The organism is uncultured Planktosalinus sp. (assembly GCF_963973675.1).
In the GTDB taxonomy this organism is placed as follows: Bacteria; Bacteroidota; Bacteroidia; order Flavobacteriales; family Flavobacteriaceae; genus Planktosalinus.
This window is the reverse complement of the sequence record NZ_CAXBAN010000381.1, coordinates 1-2,504: the sequence shown is the minus strand read 5'-3', so window position 1 is coordinate 2,504 and position 2,504 is coordinate 1. Positions and strand designations below refer to the sequence as shown.

Here is a 2,504-nt window from a genome sequence, read left to right as displayed (position 1 = left end):
ACGCTATGACCTCGAGCAAGTGCATTTCTTTAAAAATATGGAAAGTGAAGATTTTTTACAGTTGCTCTACCATAGTAAAGGCCTGGTAGGCAACAGCAGTGTGGGTATAAGAGAGTGTGCCTTTTTGGGTGTTCCGGTCATCAATATTGGCAGCAGGCAACACCGCCGGCAACAAGGAGGCAATGTGTTGGATGTACCCCACGACAAAGAGGCCATCAAAAATGCCATTGAAACCCATTTTCAACATGGCCGTCCGGTAAGTTCCGCCATTTACGGTACCGGTGAAGCCGGAAAATCCATTGCCGCCTTGCTAAGTAGCTTGCCATTGCGCTTTCATAAGACGATTGTTTATTAGTTAATTGGTGGACTGGTTTACTGGTTGACTGGTGGACTGGTGGACTGGTATACTAGTGGACTAGTTGACTAGTTTACTAATTGACTCCCTCCTTCGGTAAACCTACGGAGGGTGAAAGGTTGACTGGTTGATTGGTGTTTGGGTTGATGAATGAAAATTCAAAAAAACAGGGACGTACACAGTTCACTTTTCTCTTCTCTCTTTTCTATTCTCTATTTTCTATCTCCGTCTAAAGTCATTTTCTCTACAAACGGACACACGTCCATCAATCCTTTTTGCAGTTGACTGATTGTTTTTTGCTCGGGTAGGGATGGGAAGGTATCCAAGAGTCTCTTTAGCTCTTCTATGGAAGGCAGTTGTTCTGAAACTTCCGGTTGATAGGTTGGCAGTTTGACAGACTCAAAATAATCCCTGAATTTGATGCCGTCGCCAAAGAGCTTGTCTGAAAATTGCACCCAAACGGCCGGGATGCCATAGGCATGGGCTACAATCAGGCCATGTAAAGAAGAGGAAACTATCCGCTCGCAACTCAAGAACAAGTTGGTGGTAGCTTCAATATCGTTGGTCATCAGGTCGATGATTAAAAGGTCTTTCCTGTTTTGATAGTTTTGTTGTACCGCTTTAAAATCATTGTAATGCGGCACGATACCCAGGGTGTATTTTTTTTCTATCGGTGGATTGTAATAGAGCGGCAACAACAGAGCCGGGTCGCCATAGATTTCCGGAACCTTATACCCTTGCTCCAGCAGTCGCTTACTGGTTTGGGGACCTCTTACGGCGAGAAACCGGGCCGGTTTTACGACCTGGTCTTTTAAGATGATGCCACTGCCCCACACCACGCAATGGCGATTGACGTGTGCTAATATACTACCGGCAGTAGCGTAAATAGGTTGAAAATAGTCTTTGAGATGCCATTTACGCGGATTTACGAATTCCACTTCCTTGTTTGATATTTTTTCAACCAAATACTTGCCCAATAAATCTCCATAGTTTTGCAAGGGTTTCCCCATATAATACACCTCATTCCACCAAAAAAGTCTTATTTTTTTCATACTTAATCCTTTTGAATACTAAAAGTTACACCTTTTAAATCATTATGGACTTCATACAGGTAATTGTAATCTCTGTAGTTATAAATAATTTCAGACAAGATCAGGTCATTTACGCCCTTTATTGAAAGATAAGGTTGTGAGGTTTTTTTTAACAGCTTTTTGATTTTATACTTAAATGTATGTTGCTTAGCATCTTCACGTACTTCCAGTTTTAGAACGCCTTTTTTAAAAGCAGGTAACACAATTTTCAGAAAGTGAACTACCTTGGCGTGCACATTTTCTATTTGATGTTCCACATCAGGATGTAACAACTGTTCAAATTCATTTGATTTAACAGGGTTTCCCCACATATCCGATTGATTGGGTTTGACTGTGGATGCCTTTTTTTGATAAAAATAATGCTGCTGATTGATGCGCTTTACATTGTACAATCTTGGAGTGATTGATAGCTTTGAATCATCATAAGAATTATAAATGGGATGCCATTGGTGTAAAAAATATTTTTCAGGGCGTCGTATCACTTGTTGGCCTGCAGACTCGAGGCGTTGAAAGAGGTCAATATCTTCAGAACCATAAAAGTGAAAAAACTCATCCAATCCCTTGATGTCTATAAGTGATTTCTTAGAGGTCAGCACCATTCCATTCACTTCTCCTGTGTGCTTCACAGGCAAGTCAAAATAATTGGGTTCACTTCCTAATGATTCGGTTGTTTTTTTACTTAAATACGACAATTGAAAAAGAAAGGCCGTTTGTGGGTGGGCACTATTTTGAAATAATTGGATGGTTTCCGGGTGAAACAACACATCCACATCCGCTATGAACACATACTTCCCTTTTGCCTGTCGGATGCCATAGTTCAGGGCTTTGCTTTTGTTCCATAACAAGCCGGGATGGCCCACATAATGGTAGTTGGCAAATGCAAATACTTCCACTACCTCTTTAACAGGCTCATTATAGACTGGTGTACTTCCATAATCAATAAATACCACTTCAAAATTGTTTACCGTTTGCTTTTGCAAGGATAGCAGCGACTGTTTTACCCGTTGGGCGTCACGGTTGCGGTAGGCGTAGAGGATGGTGATAAGAGAATTCAATTT

General features: G+C 41.2%; 3 protein-coding genes. 1 reads left to right on the top strand and 2 read right to left on the bottom strand.

What is annotated here, in order from left to right; all coding sequences use genetic code 11:
- Positions 1-355, top strand: a 355-nt coding sequence (locus AACY61_RS12330; protein ID WP_339611878.1) for a UDP-N-acetylglucosamine 2-epimerase, incomplete at its 5' end; no start/stop codon positions are given.
- Positions 356-567: 212 nt separating this feature from the next.
- On the opposite strand, the gene AACY61_RS12325 is transcribed toward AACY61_RS12330, so the two are convergent.
- Both AACY61_RS12325 and AACY61_RS12320 read right to left on the bottom strand, forming a co-directional pair.
- A complete protein-coding gene (locus AACY61_RS12325) occupies positions 568-1,407 on the bottom strand; it encodes a polysaccharide pyruvyl transferase family protein (RefSeq protein WP_339611877.1) in 840 nt (279 codons plus the stop codon).
- Positions 1,408-1,409: 2 nt separating this feature from the next.
- A partial coding sequence (locus AACY61_RS12320) for a glycosyltransferase (protein ID WP_339611876.1) occupies positions 1,410-2,504 on the bottom strand: 1,095 nt, incomplete at its 5' end.